Annotated in this window: 13 protein-coding genes and 1 pseudogene; 9 read left to right on the top strand and 5 right to left on the bottom strand. The window is 53.1% G+C overall.

The genetic code is table 11. The features are described from left to right. The first annotated feature begins 98 nt into the window (after window positions 1-98). From KNP68_RS07820 to KNP68_RS07785, 8 genes and pseudogenes are all read left to right on the top strand, one after another. Window positions 99-1,388 carry a nucleotide sugar dehydrogenase gene (locus KNP68_RS07820; protein ID WP_021066432.1) on the top strand — a complete coding sequence of 430 codons (1,290 nt, stop codon included), beginning with the start codon at window positions 99-101 and terminating at the stop codon, window positions 1,386-1,388. Between the two features lie 16 nt (window positions 1,389-1,404). Beyond that, complete coding sequence (locus KNP68_RS07815) at window positions 1,405-2,202, top strand: ABC transporter permease (protein WP_021066433.1); 798 nt, start codon at window positions 1,405-1,407, stop codon at window positions 2,200-2,202. 7 nt (window positions 2,203-2,209) lie between these two features. Next, window positions 2,210-2,986: pseudogene (tagH, locus tag KNP68_RS07810) on the top strand (teichoic acids export ABC transporter ATP-binding subunit TagH); the annotation flags it as partial. An 80-nt stretch (window positions 2,987-3,066) separates the two neighbouring features. After that, the gene (wecB, locus tag KNP68_RS07805) at window positions 3,067-4,173 is read left to right on the top strand and encodes a non-hydrolyzing UDP-N-acetylglucosamine 2-epimerase (protein WP_021066435.1); all 1,107 of its coding nucleotides are present in this window, start codon (window positions 3,067-3,069) and stop codon (window positions 4,171-4,173) included. Between the two features lie 77 nt (window positions 4,174-4,250). Then, the gene (locus KNP68_RS07800; protein WP_021066436.1) at window positions 4,251-4,730 is read left to right on the top strand and encodes a hypothetical protein; all 480 of its coding nucleotides are present in this window, start codon (window positions 4,251-4,253) and stop codon (window positions 4,728-4,730) included. A 24-nt stretch (window positions 4,731-4,754) separates the two neighbouring features. Then, a complete protein-coding gene (locus KNP68_RS07795; protein WP_214756250.1) occupies window positions 4,755-6,188 on the top strand; it encodes an MBOAT family O-acyltransferase in 1,434 nt (477 codons plus the stop codon). An 18-nt stretch (window positions 6,189-6,206) separates the two neighbouring features. Continuing rightward, window positions 6,207-7,448 carry a DHHW family protein gene (locus tag KNP68_RS07790; protein WP_214799271.1) on the top strand — a complete coding sequence of 414 codons (1,242 nt, stop codon included), beginning with the start codon at window positions 6,207-6,209 and terminating at the stop codon, window positions 7,446-7,448. 79 nt (window positions 7,449-7,527) lie between these two features. Then, window positions 7,528-8,031 carry a YdcF family protein gene (locus tag KNP68_RS07785; RefSeq protein WP_214756252.1) on the top strand — a complete coding sequence of 168 codons (504 nt, stop codon included), beginning with the start codon at window positions 7,528-7,530 and terminating at the stop codon, window positions 8,029-8,031. A 35-nt stretch (window positions 8,032-8,066) separates the two neighbouring features. On the opposite strand, the gene chrA is transcribed toward KNP68_RS07785, so the two are convergent. Both chrA and KNP68_RS07775 read right to left on the bottom strand, forming a co-directional pair. Beyond that, a complete protein-coding gene (chrA, locus tag KNP68_RS07780; protein WP_214756253.1) occupies window positions 8,067-9,251 on the bottom strand; it encodes a chromate efflux transporter in 1,185 nt (394 codons plus the stop codon). Between the two features lie 5 nt (window positions 9,252-9,256). Beyond that, entirely contained in the window at window positions 9,257-9,565 is a 309-nt protein-coding gene (locus KNP68_RS07775) for a PadR family transcriptional regulator (protein ID WP_021066441.1), read from the bottom strand. A gap of 202 nt (window positions 9,566-9,767) precedes the next feature. On the opposite strand from KNP68_RS07775, the gene KNP68_RS07770 reads away from it, so the two are divergent. Then, window positions 9,768-12,452: an HD domain-containing phosphohydrolase gene (locus tag KNP68_RS07770; protein WP_353048042.1), complete on the top strand. Its 2,685-nt coding sequence runs from the start codon at window positions 9,768-9,770 to the stop codon at window positions 12,450-12,452. 42 nt (window positions 12,453-12,494) lie between these two features. On the opposite strand, the gene KNP68_RS07765 is transcribed toward KNP68_RS07770, so the two are convergent. The 3 genes from KNP68_RS07765 to KNP68_RS07755 are packed head-to-tail and all read right to left on the bottom strand — an operon-like array spanning window position 12,495 to window position 15,659. Further along, entirely contained in the window at window positions 12,495-13,595 is a 1,101-nt protein-coding gene (locus KNP68_RS07765; RefSeq protein WP_214799269.1) for an ABC transporter permease, read from the bottom strand. Beyond that, the gene (locus KNP68_RS07760; RefSeq protein ID WP_242678982.1) at window positions 13,582-14,721 is read right to left on the bottom strand and encodes an ABC transporter permease; all 1,140 of its coding nucleotides are present in this window, start codon (window positions 14,719-14,721) and stop codon (window positions 13,582-13,584) included. Before KNP68_RS07760 ends, KNP68_RS07765 begins: the two co-directional genes overlap by 14 nt. A 5-nt stretch (window positions 14,722-14,726) precedes the next feature. Continuing rightward, complete coding sequence (locus KNP68_RS07755; protein WP_214799267.1) at window positions 14,727-15,659, bottom strand: ABC transporter ATP-binding protein; 933 nt, start codon at window positions 15,657-15,659, stop codon at window positions 14,727-14,729. Window positions 15,660-15,799: the final 140 nt, after the last annotated feature.

Here is a 15,799-nt window from a genome sequence, read left to right as displayed (position 1 = left end):
ATAATGAGTATTGTTTTATTGTCGAAACTGAAATAAAATGATGGACATGCTCGCATCGAGAAATCGCAGGGCACACACACACTTGGAGGTTACTACAAATGAAAGTATGTACAGTAGGTCTTGGGTATATTGGTTTGCCGACATCGGCAGTCTTCGCTAAATACGGCGTCGACGTCGTTGGGGTAGACATCTCTCAAAACGTCGTAGATAAATTGAACCGTGGTGAAATCCACATTGAAGAGCCAGGTCTCGGCGAAGTCGTCGCAGACGTCGTCGCGCAAGGCAAGTTCCGTGCGTCACTCTCACCGGAGAAAGCGGACGCATTCATCATCGCTGTCCCGACACCAAACAATGATGACGAGCACAAGTCGTGCGACCTCACATACGTCTTGGACGCGACACGTAAAGTCCTTCCATTCGTCGAGAAAGGCAACGTCATCATCGTCGAGTCGACGATTGCTCCACGTACGATGGACGATTTCGTCAAGCCACTCGTCGAAGAAGCTGGATTCGTCGTCGGCGAAGACATCTTCCTCGTTCATTGCCCAGAGCGTGTCCTTCCTGGACAAATCTTGCATGAGCTCGTGCACAACAACCGCATCGTCGGCGGCATCACGCCTGCTTGTGCGGAAGCTGGCGCACGCGTCTACGGCACATTCGTCGAAGGCGAAATCGTCAAGACGGACGCGAAGACGGCTGAAATGTCTAAACTCATGGAGAACACGTTCCGTGACGTCAACATCGCCCTCGCGAACGAACTCGCTAAAGTTTGTAACGACCTCGATATCAACGTCCTCGACGTCATCGAAATGGCAAACAAACACCCGCGCGTCAACTTGCATAGCCCAGGTCCTGGCGTCGGTGGTCACTGCCTCGCGGTCGACCCATACTTCATCGTCGCGAAGTCACCTGACCTCGCTCAAATCATCAACTTGTCGCGTGAGACGAACGTCTCCATGCCAGCCTACGTGGCCGACAACGTCGAGAAGCTCGTTGCGGGCATCGAAGACGCGAAAGTCGCTGTCTTCGGCGTGACGTACAAAGGAAACGTCGACGACATGCGTGAAAGCCCAGCTGTCGACATCTGTGAGCTCTTGCTCGACCGTGGCGTGAACATCTCGGTTCATGACGGTCACGTCGAGAAGTCGACATCGAGCCGTTTCGACCTCGTCTCGAAAGAAGAAGCGATCGCAGGCGCGGACCTCGTCCTCGTCCTCGTCGACCACAACGAGTTCAAGACACTCGATTTCGCTGAACTCAGCGGAGCGATGCGTCGTCCGATGATTTTTGATACGCGCAACATCGTGAAGCCAGCTGGCGAAGATGTGGCAGTCGTTAACTACGGCAACTTGTACAAATTTACAAAGGAAACGAATCTCGTACGTTGATTCAAGGTGAATTCACATGTTTAAATCCGCGAAAGCTATTCTTTCAGAACTGCAGTCGAGTAAGTATCTGATCATGCGTCTCGCGACGTATGAGACGAAGAGCAACTATTCAATGCAGTACCTCGGATTTTTATGGGAATTCGTCACGCCATTGCTGCAAATCGCAGTCTATTGGTTTGTATTTGGATTTGGTATTCGAAGCGGCAGGCCGATTGATGGCGTGCCGTTTCTGCCATGGCTCGTTGCAGGGATTGTCGTCTGGTTCTTTATTGCCGCGGCAATCACTTCTACGGCTCGGTCTGTCTATTCGAAGATTGGGTTAGTTTCCAAAATGAGCTTTCCAATCTCAACGATTCCTGCTTACGTCCTGTTATCGTTGTTTTATCGCCATGCCATTTTAGTGGCGGTATCCTACGTGTTAATGTGGGCGTTCGGCTATCCGATGGGGCTCCATTCGCTTTGGTTCATATACTTGGCGATCAGTGCTCTTGCCTTACTTTACTCGCTAGCGTTAATCACGTCCGCACTGACGACCATCGTGCGCGACTTACAAAACTTACTGCAATCGCTCATGCGAATGCTCATGTACTTGACGCCGATTTTTTGGGTTCCGACCGGCCGTCTCGCAGAGGTTCTTCAAATCAACCCGTTGTACTATTTGATTGAAGGGTATCGTTCGATGTTCCTCGGGACCGATTGGCTCGCGAACAACTGGGCGTATGGTCTCTACTATTGGGCGATCGTGCTCGTCCTCTTCTTTGTCGGTTCGATGATCCATATGCGCTTCCGTCGATATTTCATCGATTACATTTGAGGAGGCTATCATGTACCAAGTTAAATTTGAGAACGTGTCAAAACGTTATACGTTATACAACAAGCCGACCGACAAATTGAAGGAGATTTTCCTCAATAAAACGAACGGCAAGCAATTCTACGCACTCCGGAACGTCACGTTTGAAGTGCCGCCGGGCGAAGTCGTCGGCATCATCGGCATCAACGGGTCAGGGAAATCGACGATGTCGAACTTGCTCGCGGATGTCATGCCGCCAACCCATGGTCAAATCGAGCTGAAAGGCAAGACGGCGCTCATCGCGATCTCGTCTGGCCTGAACGGGAACTTGACCGGGATGGAGAATATCGAATTAAAAGGGCTCATGCTCGGGATGACGAAACATGAGATTGCCGAGTTGACGCCAGAAATCATTGATTTCGCCGATATCGGTGACTTCATTTATCAACCCGTCAAGACGTATTCGAGCGGGATGAAATCACGCCTCGGATTTGCGATTTCGATTAACATCGATCCGGACATCCTCGTCATCGATGAGGCGCTCTCGGTCGGGGACCAAACGTTCACCGACAAGTGTCTCGCCAAGATGAACGAGTTCAAGGATCAAGGCAAGACGATTTTCTTCATCAGCCACTCCGTGTCCCAAGTCCGACAGTTCTGTACGCTCGGACTTTGGCTCGAGTTCGGCGAGGTCCGCGAATACGGACCGGTCGAAGAAGTCGCGCGTGAATATAACAAGTTTTTAAAATGGTTCCGTAACTTATCAAAAGATCAGCAAGACGCGTTTAAAGCGGATAAGTTGAAACGCCGGACAACCGTTGTCGAATCTACAGAGCTCGGCGAGACGTATATCTTGCCGCCGCTCACAGAAGAGGAGTTAGCGAATCGATGAAAAAAGTAATGACTGTCTTCGGGACACGCCCAGAAGCGATTAAAATGGCACCACTCGTTCTTGAGTTAAAGAAACGTGAAGGGGTCGAACCAATCGTCGTCGTCACGGCGCAGCACCGTCAAATGCTTGACCAAGTGCTCGAGTTGTTCGAAATCAAGCCAGACTACGATTTAGATATCATGAAAGACAAGCAAACGTTGTATGACGTGACGTCACGCGTCCTCAAAGGAATGGGAGAAGTCATCGCTGAAACGAAGCCGGACATCGTCCTCGTCCATGGTGACACGACGACGACGTTCGCGGCCTCGCTCGCGGCGTTCTACAACCAAACTGCGGTCGGGCACGTCGAAGCCGGTCTTCGCACGTACAACAAGTACTCGCCATTCCCAGAAGAGATGAACCGTCAGCTCACAGGCGTCATGGCCGACCTTCACTTCGCACCGACGGAAACGTCGAAAGAGAATTTGCTTCGTGAAGGCAAGCCGGAAGACAAAATCTTCGTCACCGGCAACACGGCAATCGACGCACTCAAAACGACGGTCCGTGAGGACTACTCGAACGAGTTGCTCGATTCAATCCGTGAATCGGGACGCCGTCTCGTCTTGCTCACGGCCCACCGCCGCGAGAACCTCGGCGAGCCGATGCGCAACATGTTCCGCGCTGTGCGCCGTTTGATTGAGAAGTACGACGATATCGAAGTCGTCTATCCGGTCCACATGAACCCGGTCGTGCGCGAACTCGCCAACGAGATTTTGCACGATATCGACCGTGTCCACTTGATCGAACCGCTCGACGTCTTTGACTTCCACAACTATGCATCGATTTCGCACTTGATCCTCACGGACTCGGGCGGCGTGCAAGAAGAAGCACCGTCACTTGGTGTTCCAGTCCTCGTCCTTCGTGACACGACGGAACGTCCGGAAGGCGTGGCCGCTGGTACGTTGAAACTCGCTGGTGTAGAGGAAGAAGTCATCTTTGGTCTTGCCGATGAGCTTCTCTCGGACGCAACGGCTTACGAGAAGATGTCGAAAGCCTCGAACCCATACGGTGACGGGGAAGCGTCACGTCGCATCGTCGACGCCATTTTGGCAACAGACTTCTAATAATTTAATGTAAAAGAATAAGAGTTGTCTCGTACATGTGTACGGCAACTCTTTTCTTATAAAACGGAGGAAACGATATGGCAGTCAAAAGAATCCGCCCTGCGATTTATCATTATTATCCGCGCGGTTACCAAAAGGATCACTTACGGATGCGCGAAGAAGGGTATAAGACAGAGGTTACTTTCATGCCGGAGAGTGAGTCCGACTCGATTTACGTGCAACTGTTCGATTTGAAATTCGAGATTCCGCCGTCGCAAATGTTTTTGCCGGACGCGCAGATGGACCCTTGCCAAACGATTGGCCTCGATACGCATATTCACGTGCTCAGTGACAAGACCGTGAAGCTCGAGATGTATTTCATGCAGTATACGAAGAAAGAACGCGTCTCGAATAAACGCTTCAAGTTGACGCTCAATCCGGGCGACAACCACATCGAGGAGTCGATTCCTCAAGTCGAAGGGGCAGAGTACTTCAAACTCTCTTACAAATATGTGATTGAGACGACGGAGCCTCAGACGATTCGACTCGATGATCTATACCTCTCGTTTGAGGAGTAATCTTGTAGGAAGGGACTAACTGATATGCTATTTAGTTCAACCGTCTTTTTATTTTATTTCTTGCCGATTGTACTCGGCCTGTACTTTATCTCACCGCGTCCCATTAAAAACACGATTTTGCTCGTCGCGAGTCTGTTTTTTTACGCCTGGGGTGAACCGCGATTTGTATTGATTATGCTTGCGTCGATCGCAATGAACTATGTCTTCGGACTGCTCGTCGACCGCGACCGTCATCATGAAAAGAAAATCAAGCTATGGATGACACTCATGGTGCTCGGGAACCTCGGGATGCTTGGAGTGTTCAAATATGCGAGCTTCTTCGTCGAGAACGTCAACAGCGTGCTCGGTTTCTCGTTGAACGACCCGGAAATCCCGCTCCCGCTCGGTATCTCGTTCTTCACGTTCCAAGCGATGAGTTACGTCATCGACGTGTATCGCAAGGATGGGCAAGTCCAACGCAACATCTTTGACTTGGCCTTGTACGTCTCGTTCTTCCCGCAATTGATTGCCGGACCGATCGTCCGCTATCAAACGGTCGCCGATGAGATCGTCGATCGTCGTGAGACGATTGATGACTTCGTGTCTGGGATTCAGCGCTTCGTCATCGGTCTCGGGAAGAAAATGATTTTAGCGAACAGCGCTGGCTACGTCGCCGATCAGATTTTCGGCATGCCGGCCGGAGAGATGTCGACGACACTCGCCTGGATCGGGATTATCGCCTATTCGCTCCAAATTTACTTCGATTTCTCAGGGTATTCAGATATGGCCATCGGGCTAGGGCGTATGTTCGGGTTCCACTTCTTAGAGAACTTTAACTACCCGTATATCTCTCGTTCTGTTTCGGAGTTTTGGCGCAGATGGCATATGTCACTCGGTAGCTGGTTCCGTGACTACGTCTATATCCCGCTCGGCGGAAATCGCCAAGGCGAATGGAAGACGTACCGCAACTTGGCTGTCGTCTGGTTCTTGACTGGGATTTGGCACGGGGCGAGCTGGACGTTTATCGCCTGGGGTGTATACTATGGGGTATTCATCATGCTCGAACGTGCATTCCTTGGGAAATGGTTGAAGGCGATGCCGTCTTGGCTGTCGCTGTCATTCACACTGTTCGTCGTCATCATCGGTTGGGTCTTCTTCCGAGCTGACGATTTCCCGTATGCGATTGCTTACTTGCAGACGATGTTCGGCCTTCACGGCGGACCGCTGTTCGATCAACAAGCGCTCTACTACTTGGTCCAATATGGGGTCGTGCTCTTGATCGCCATTATTGCGGCCACACCGATTCCACGTATCGTCGTCGGGAAGTTCTTGAGTCAAGAACTCGATGACACGAAAACGACGGCGACCCGCCGAATCGTCGGGCTCGTCCGGGTGAGCGGTGTGCTCGTGCTCTTCTTCTTGTCGATTTCGTATATCGTATCGAGCACGTTCAACCCGTTCATCTACTTCCGCTTCTAAAGAGAAAGGAGCAATATGATGCAGAAGCCATTAGATTCTAGAAAACCTAGCCCACGGCCGATTGAGAAAAAGCCGAAAGGGCTCGAACAATCCTGGTTCGCCGATTTTCTGTTGCTCGGTGTCTTTCTAGGCGTGCTCTTTCTCGGACTGGCCACGTATTGGTTCGGTCAGGATCGGGAAGTATCGGTACTAGAAGGGCGTCAGCTCGCGCAACAGCCGGACGTCTCGGTCAGTGCCGTGCGGGATGGTTCTTATATGGAAGAGTTCGAAAGCTACTCGAGCGACCAAGTGTTTCAACGTGACCGTTGGATGGGTCTGCAGGCAGGCTTCCAAAAGAACGTCTTCCAACAAAAAATCAACAACGGGGTACTCGCCCTCGACAACGGGGTGCTCATCGGTCCGGATGAGCCTGTACGCGGGTTCGATAACATGAAGCGTCTGTTCCCTGAGTTCGGGGCAACGATGCAAGAACAGGATGTCCCGGTCTACTTCGCGTCCGCGCCGAGTAAGCCGGTCCATGCGGCGCAAAACGAGATGATTCCGGACTACGTTATCAGTGGCGACTTAGAGAGCCGAGGCAATCTCCATGACGCGGTCGAAGGAGCCGACTTTGAGCTCATCGACCTCGGAGAGACGCTCTTTGAGCAGCCGATGGAAGACATCTATTTCTATAACGATCACCACTGGAACGTGCAAGGCGCATTCCTCGGGTATCAGCAAATCATCGAACGGCTCCAACAGGACTATGAGGACGTGCCAAAATTAGAGGCGTCCGACATGGAGACGTTCAAAATCGAACAGCCTTACTACGGCTCATACGCTCGTGAGATTTCACTCCCGTACGTCGAGAAGCTCGATTACTTGGAGTGGATGGAACCGAAAGACGGTTTCACGACCGAGGTATGTCGGAACGGGGATGATTGCGGTCATTCGGTCATCGCCCGCGAAGAAGCGGAAGAGACGAACCGATTCGCCGATTTCTATAAAGTGTTCATGAAAGACAACTACGCACAGTTGCGCATCGAGCAGAAAGATCCGGTCAACGACTTGCATGTGCTCGTCTTGAAGGATTCATATGCGAACCCGGTGCTCGGCTTCCTCGGAGAGTCATTCGGAACGGTCTCGGCGATTGACGTCCGCTACGCGGAAGGCAAAGTCGATATCACGGACTACGTCGAAGAGAACGATGTCGACCTCGTCTTGTTCATGCATAACGACCGTATCTCCGGGATGTCTGGGGATTATGAAGATAGCTTTTAACAAACTGCCAATCATCCATGTGATGATTGGCTTTTTTTGATGAGAAGTCGTTATACTAACAAGTAGGCAGGTGAGAGAGATGAAACGACGAACCGCCGACGGGACGTATCGGTACGTCCTCGTCCTCGGCGCCAAAGTGAATGGCATCCAACCATCGAGCGCCTTGCGCTATCGGATTGAGGCGGCCGCTGACTATGCAAAGCGGTATCCGCACGTCGAACTGATTGCTAGCGGAGGACAAGGACCTGATGAAGGGATGGCGGAAGCAGACGTCATTGCCCGGGAATTAATGGCCCGAGGGATTGACGAGACCCGCATCCATATCGAGGCGGAGTCGACGTCGACGGTGGAGAATTTTCAGTTGAGCCGCTCGATTTGGGACGGCGCGCCCGGGCTGACGATCGTTACGAACGACTTTCACGTCAGACGGGCCCGACTCGTCGGGCGGCTATATTTTGGACTCTCGACCGACGCGCTCTATGCGAAGACGCCGACGGCCACGAAACTGAAATACGTCGTCCGCGAACAGCTGGCGTACGTGAAACTGTTCATCAACTATATGCGCTGGAAATGGCGAGCATGACAAAAGGGACTTCATCGAGAAGTCCCTTTTTCGTGTTATAGCGTACCGATGATCATCCCACCGATGACTCCGACGATGACGAGCGCCCAAGGCGGCATCTTCCAATACGCGATCATGGCGAACAAGAAGGCGGCGAAGACGAAATCGACCGCACCGTTGACGGTACTTGTGAAAATCGGCTGATAGAACGCCGCAATCAAAATCCCGACGACGGCGGCGTTAACTCCGATGAGTGCGCCCGCGACTTTCGGGTTGCGACGGAGCGCATCCCAAAACGGCAAGGCACCGAGAATCAACAGGAACGCTGGCAAGAAGATGGCGACCGTCGCGAGCAGTCCGCCCGGCACACCATTGATGACCGTCCCGAGGTAAGACGCGAACGTGAAGAGCGGTCCCGGTACGGCTTGGGCGGCCCCGTAACCAGCAAGGAACGCCTCTTCGCTCAAGAAACCGGTCGGTACGAGCTCACGCTCGAGCAGCGGCAAGACGACGTGACCGCCACCGAAGACGAGTGCACCGGCCCGGTAAAAGCTGTCGAACAGGGCAATCGATTGACTTTCAATCGTCTCACGCAAAATCGGCAAGATGACGAGCAACGCACCGAACAGACCGAGCAGCGTCGCCCCGAGTCGTTTCGAGAGCGGGAACGACGCCGATTTGACGTCCAAGTTGTTCGGTTTGAACAGCAAGAATCCGGCCAGACCGGCGAGCAAGATGACGAGCACCTGGCTATAGGCGGTTTGCCATAACAACACGCCGGCGAGCGCGAAGAACGCGATTGTGCGAGTCTTCGCATCGGGCGTCAATTTGCCGGCCATGCCGAGAATGGCGTGGGCGACGATGGCGACGGCGACGACTTTCAAGCCGTAGAGCCAGCCGGCATCGGAGACGTCGAGTCCTGAGACGAGCAAGGCGAACAAGATGAGGGCGATGACGGACGGTGATGTGAAGCCGATGAACGACGTGATCCCGCCGAGAATCCCGCCTCGGACGATACCAATCCCGATCCCGACCTGACTACTGGCCGGACCGGGCAAGAACTGACAGAGGGCGACGAGGTCGGCGTAGGCACGTTCGTCCATCCATTTGCGGCGACGGACGTACTCCTCATGGAAATAACCGAGGTGGGCGACCGGTCCGCCGAACGATGTCAGTCCGAGTCGGGTCGAGACGAATAAAATCTCTAGTAACGTCTTAAACGTTACACGTTGTTTAGACATGTGATTCACTCCTTAATCTCTTTAAATAGTTCATACGCTTTTTGACGGGCTTCCGCCAAGACGACGAGACCTTTTTCGGTCGTCGTATAGTTCTTCCGGATATGGCCTCCGACGAGCTCATTGGTCCGGACGAGCAGGCCATCCTGCTCCATCGTGTGTAAAATTGGGTAGAGCGTGCCGGCACTGATCGAGTAGCCGTGCTCTCGAAGTTCTTCGACCATCCACGCGCCATATACCGGATGTTCGGCAGCATGATGCAAGATGTGAATATGAATAAAGCCGAGGAACAGCTTGCGAAGGACGCGGTCTTCCACATACATCATCTCCTTGAAATCGATTTTCGATATCGGATGTCGAAATCAGTGTAACAACCTAAGCAAATTTATGCAACCGTCGAACGTGTACCTTTACAAAAACTTCATGTAACCGATTCACAAGAATCGATTCGGCAAATATAGGGAATTCATAAAAAATGAGGTAAACTGAATAATAGAAGTAAGCAGAGGAGGAACCGACGTGGCAGACCTAAACCAAACCAAATTCCAATCCTTGTTGCGCCATATGCCCCAAGGCTACGTCGAATTTAAAGTGCTCTACGATGAGGCGGGGGAGCCCGTCGATTACGAGTTCCACGAAGTGAACGAGGCGTTCGAGCGCATCATGAAGGCGAAGCGTGAACACTTTCTCGGGGGGCGCATCACCGACAAGTTGAAAGACTTTGAGTACAGCGAGCGGGAGTGGATCGTCCAAGTCGCACGGGCCGTGGATAGTGGGGAAGCGATCACGTTCGAACATTTCTCACGCCGCAACAAGGCTTGGTATGAGTTGTCCGTGTTCAGTGAACGTCCGGGGTACGTGTCGACGTTGTTCCATGACATTACGCCACACGTCCAAGAGAACAATGCACTGAAGCAACTCGTCAACGTGTCACACCGGTTCGTCACGACCGGGCGCGAACTGTTGATGAACCAACATTTTCTCGATCAGATTCGTGGTTTCACCGGGGCCAAGGCCGTGACACTCAATCTAGTCGATGACGATGGCAATACGTACTCGACCGTTGCCTTGTCGGGCATCGATGAGCTGCTCGAACGCAGTCTCGACGTACTCGGCTTCCATCCGGTCGGACGAAAATGGCCGATGAGTCCAAAACGATTGAAGTTGTTAGAAGCGCCGAGCCCGATTATCTTCGACGATATTTTACCGCTTGTCGAAGGTGTGCTGCCGAAGCGGCTCATCAAAAATATTTTGCGCATCTTTGACCTCGGTCAAGTCATCTTATTCAAAATCGAGAAGGATGGCGTATTTTATGGAGATTTGACGATCGTCATGCAAGGAAATAAACAAGCGAGCCGGCTCGGTCTCGTTGAGTTGTACATCGTGCACATCCTTGAACAGATGACGAAAGCAGACCGGCAAATCGGAGATGCGAAAGAATCGATGTTCGAAGGGTTTGCGACTGTCGATTTGGAATGCATCATGTCTTATAAAAATCATGAGATTTTCCATTTGAACGTGGCTTGGGAGCGCGTGCTCGGGTTTCCACTCGAAGAGCTAGAGAATATGGACTTCACGAGCCTCGTCCATCCCGATGACGTCGAGAAGACGAATGAAGCGTTCGCCATGCTTGAGGAAGGGCAAGACATCTTCCGCTTTATCAACCGATACCGGACCGTCGACGGGGACTATCGCTCAATCGAATGGCATTCAAAGGCACAAGGCAATTATATATATGCCGTCGCCAAAGACGTGACGGAGCGGGTCCAGCTCGAGGAAGAACTCGCCGAGCGGGACCGTTTGCTCACGAAACTATCGGATCAAGTCCCTGGTGCCATCTATCAGTTTGAGCGCCGACCGGACGGCAGTTTCCATTTTCCGTTCTTTAGCCGAGGATTCGAAGTGTTGACCGGGATCACATTCGAGGAGATGAAGGACGACCCGGAGCTCGTGTTCTCGAAGATTCATCCCGATGACTACCCGAACGTGATGGCGAGCATCGAGGCGTCGTATGAGAATTTGACGATTTGGGACGCGGAGTTCCGAGTCATCACACCAGACGGGGGGACGACGTGGATTTTAGGATCGTCGCGTCCAGAGAAGCTCGGTGAAGGTCACGTCCTCTGGCACGGCTATATCGGCGATGTGACCGAGAAGAAAAAGTATGAGATGGAAATCGAATACTTGAGTTACCACGATCAATTGACCGGGGTAAAAAATCGTCGATATTTCGATGAGGCACTGATCACATACGACGAACCATGCTATTATCCGCTCGCTTTGATTGTCGTTGATATTAACGGATTAAAGTTGACGAACGATGCGTTTGGTCATCTTGTCGGGGACCGTTTGTTGATTGAAGCGACGATGACGCTCAAGCGTGAGATTCGTGGCAAGGATACGGTCGCTCGAATCGGAGGTGATGAGTTCGTCATCATCATGCCGAACACGTCGCGCGACGAGGCAATTCTTCTATCAGAACGTTTGAGTCAGTTGTTTCACGATAAAGCGATTGAAGGCTTGCCGATCTCGGCATCGTTCGGGGAAGCGGTGAAAGTCGACGACTCGCTCTCCATTTCCGAAGTGTTCAACTTGGCCGAAAATCGAATGTACCACCATAAGGTTTCCGAGAAACAGAGCCGGCGACATTACTCGATTCAACTCATCATGCGGACGCTTTATGAGAAGATTCCGCGCGAGGAGGCCCATTCACAGCGCGTCGCCGAATTGTCACGACAACTGGGGCAAGCGATGAACTTCACGAGCGCCGAAGTGAACGAGCTCGTTACGGCCGCAACGCTTCACGATATCGGCAAGGTCGCGATTAGCAATGAGATTTTAGACAAGCCTGGGATGTTGACTGAGGCCGAATGGCGTGAAATTAAACGTCATCCCGAAGTGAGTTATAACATCTTGAGCACGGTGCCGGAGTATGGGCCACTATCCGAGATTGTACTCGCCCATCATGAGCGGTGGGACGGGAAAGGATATCCGAAAGGGATCAGCGGCGAGCAGATTCCGCTCGCGGCACGAATTATCTCGATTGCCGACACGTTCGACGTGATGGTGACGGGACGCCCGTACCGGAAAGCGAAGACGCTTGATGAGGCGCTCGCGGTCATCGAAGAAGAAGCGGGCCAGCAGTTCGACCCTGAACTCGTCGAGGTGTTCTTCAAGAAAGTCGTGCCGACGTTGCAGCGGTGATTGAAGCATTAGAAAAAGGAGAGCCATCGCGGCTCTCCTTTTTCATGTGAGCGGTCGCTTCTTCAACGCCCAGGCGATGACGAGGAAGACGACGAGCGCCATCCCGAGCAATATGAGGACCGAGTTGAGCGGGAGACGGTCCTCATACATCTGGGCGACCCCGTAGTTGAACCAATACGTCGGCAAGAAGCGCCCGACGGCTTGGAGCGTCTCCGGAAGCCACGTCAGACTGATGAAGGCGCCTCCGGTGATGGCCGCTGCCATCGTCACGGACGTCTGCCAAATGTTCGCTTTCTCCCGATTCGTCGCGAGGATGGCGATGAGCGACCCGATGGCGAGACAGACGAACAAATAGACGATGAACAACAACGTCAGGACAGGCAGGTGAGCCAGAATATCTTGTCGATAGAGCACGGCACTGAAGGCGAGCAACATGAGCACGTAGAGCAACCCGACCGCACAGAACGATACGAACAACGAACCGATGTAACGCCGCGGTGTGACCGGGGCGGCGAACAGGCGGGAATAGATTTTCTCGTCCCGGTCGTCGGCGACGAACAACGGGATGAACTGGAGAAAGGCCGACATCATGACGAACGACAGTAGACCGAGGAACGCCTGCGTTCGCGCCGTCGTCGCCACGCTCTGTTGAAACGGCTCGCTCGAGAGCGTATAGCCGTTCTCCGTCTCAAGATCGGCCAGTTCGTTGAAACGCTCTTCGTCAAAATCACTTGCAATCAGTAACTGCCGTTCACGAGACAGGTGCGAGTTGAGCGCTTGCTCGATCAACGCGGCGTCACTTCCTTCGGTCGCGCTGAACGAGAGACGCGGCGTCTCGCCATTCAAGAGCGCCTCGGTGAATCCGTCCGGAATCGTCAGGACGACGTCTTGTCCTTGCAGTAACGCTTCATCGGTCTCGTCCGTCTCGAGCGGTGTCACCGAACCGAACCGTCCCGCTTCTTCAATCACACGATTGGCGAGTGTCCCGCCATCCCGGTCGAGGATGCCGATGGAGGCGTTCAACGCCGACGTCGAGCTGAGGAACGATAGAATCAAGGCGAAACCGAATACGGAGACGAACGTGAACACCCATAGCCCTTTTTTCCGCAGCATGCGCTTGGCGACATGTCTAAATAGCACCACGACGGTTCACCCCTTTCCAAAGCAAGAGACTGAGGACAGCGAACACGAGGAGATGCAAGGAGAGCCAACCGAGGCTCTGCCAAAACACGGTCGTATCCCCACCGCGCAGAAGCACCTGGAGCATGCCTTCCCGCATAAAGATCGGCATGAAGACGTATTGGGCCCACGGTGCCACGCTCAGCGTCACTTGATCGAAACCAGGGACGTAACCGCCGGAAAGGATCATGATGATGGCGACGAACCCGTTGACGATCGCATCTTTCGTACCGCGCGAGAGACGGGGCAGACTCGATACGATAAAACCGAACGCGGTACCGTATAAGGCGAGGGCGAGCCAAGCGATAAACAAGAGCCCGAACTCGACATAATCGAGTGAGAAGCTGCGATAAACGAAGTGGCTGAACCAAAACACGAGCACGAGTTGCAGGAAGATGAGTGTGTATCGGCTCAAGCTGCGAGCCAGGCGATATTCGATCCGTTTGACGGGAGCGGCTTGAATCCGGAGATAACTCCCGGTCATCGGCTTCTCCTCACTGAGCATGCCGGTAATGTAGAATGCACCGAACAGTGCCGTCATGATGGAAATCGTGACGGTGAAATATTCGAGTGATGTCGGGGTCCGACCCGACAAATCGACGCTCTCGCTGTCGATGAACGTCGTGGGCTCGAACGGGGCGGAAACACCTGCCTCAGCGAGCATAATCTGCTGATTGGCGACGTCCGTATATTGCCTGAGAATGGCCTCGATGACGTCAAATTCGATTGTCGACGGTTCCTCGTACAGCAGACGGACGTCGGGACCGTCCAAATGGAGGATGACGTCGGCGTCGCCATCGTTCACGCCGGTTTCCGCAGCGGCGATACTATCGTACGGTACGAGATTGATGAATGCTTTGATGTCGTCGTCGGCGAGGAACGTCTCGAGAGGCACCCGGTAATCATCCGTCGACTGTTCGACGTAGGCGACGTCCGTGACCGGGAGCGAGAAGTTGCTATTGAAGATGGCCGACAGCATCGTTCCGAGCCCGAAGATGAGAATGATCGGGAAGATGAGCATCCAAAACAAGGTCGAGCGGTCCCGCAGTTGCTGTTTGACATCATATTTGATGAACGTCCATAGTTTCATCGTCATCACTCCCTAAGTGTCTTACCGGTCAGGGCCAGGAAGACGGTATTCAAGGATGGACGATCGACCGTGATCGAGGTGAAGCGAACCCGCTCGTCATGAAGGACGTCGAGCAGCGGGGCGAGCGGGGTGTCCTTCTCGAGCGACACGTCGAGGAACGGTTCCTCGTAATCGACTTTCTTTACCCGCTCGAGCGATTCGAGTCGTTCCAAGAGGCCCGGAGTGAGGGCGTCGACTTTGATGCGGGCCGTCTCGAGCGTCATGACTTGATCTTTCAGCTCATCTTGCGTGCCCTCGGCGATAATCCGTCCCTCATCGACGATGGCGACACGGTCGCAGAGCATCTCGACTTCCTCCATATAGTGGGACGTATAGATGATCGTCGCCCCGCGTCGATTCAACTCACGGATGTTCTCGAGGATGGTGTTGCGTGACTGCGGGTCGATGGCGACGGTCGGTTCATCCATGAAGATGAGTTCTGGTTCATGCACGATGCCGCAGGCGATGTTGAGACGACGAAGGAGCCCCCCGGACAGTTCCGGCGGACGTTTCTTTTGGTGTGGCGTGAGTTCAACGAAGTCGAGGGCGGCCACGGTCTTTTGTTTGGCCTCGGCTGGTTTGAACCCATACAGCTCGGCAAAAAATTGAATGTTCTCGAACACCGTCAGCTGGTCGTACACGGAGACATGTTGCGGGACGATACCGACGCGCCGTTTAATCGTCTGCTCGTCTTTTGGCATCGAGTGGTCGAAAATACGGATGGTACCGCTGTCGGCAGGATATAAGTTCAGCATGACAGAAATGGCGGTCGTCTTTCCGGCCCCATTCGGTCCGAGCAAGCCGAACAGTTCACCGGCCTCGACGTGAAGTGAAAAGTCGTTCAAGGCAATTGTCTCACCGAACCGTTTCGTGACATGGTCGAGCGCGATGATAGACACGTGGACGCAACTCCTTTCAAATCAGGAACGTGAAAAAGCATACAATGTTTTGTTCCCCTTTGCAGGAAATTCCGAACCCAATGACGAATGAATTATAATAGTCGAATTATTCAGACAATTAATGGAAGTTGAAGTGAGGG

Source organism: Exiguobacterium sp. s50, from assembly GCF_018618175.1.
Classification (GTDB): Bacteria; Bacillota; Bacilli; order Exiguobacteriales; family Exiguobacteriaceae; genus Exiguobacterium; species Exiguobacterium chiriqhucha.
Note: the sequence above shows the minus strand (reverse complement) of the source record. Positions and strands in the feature narration are given on the sequence as shown.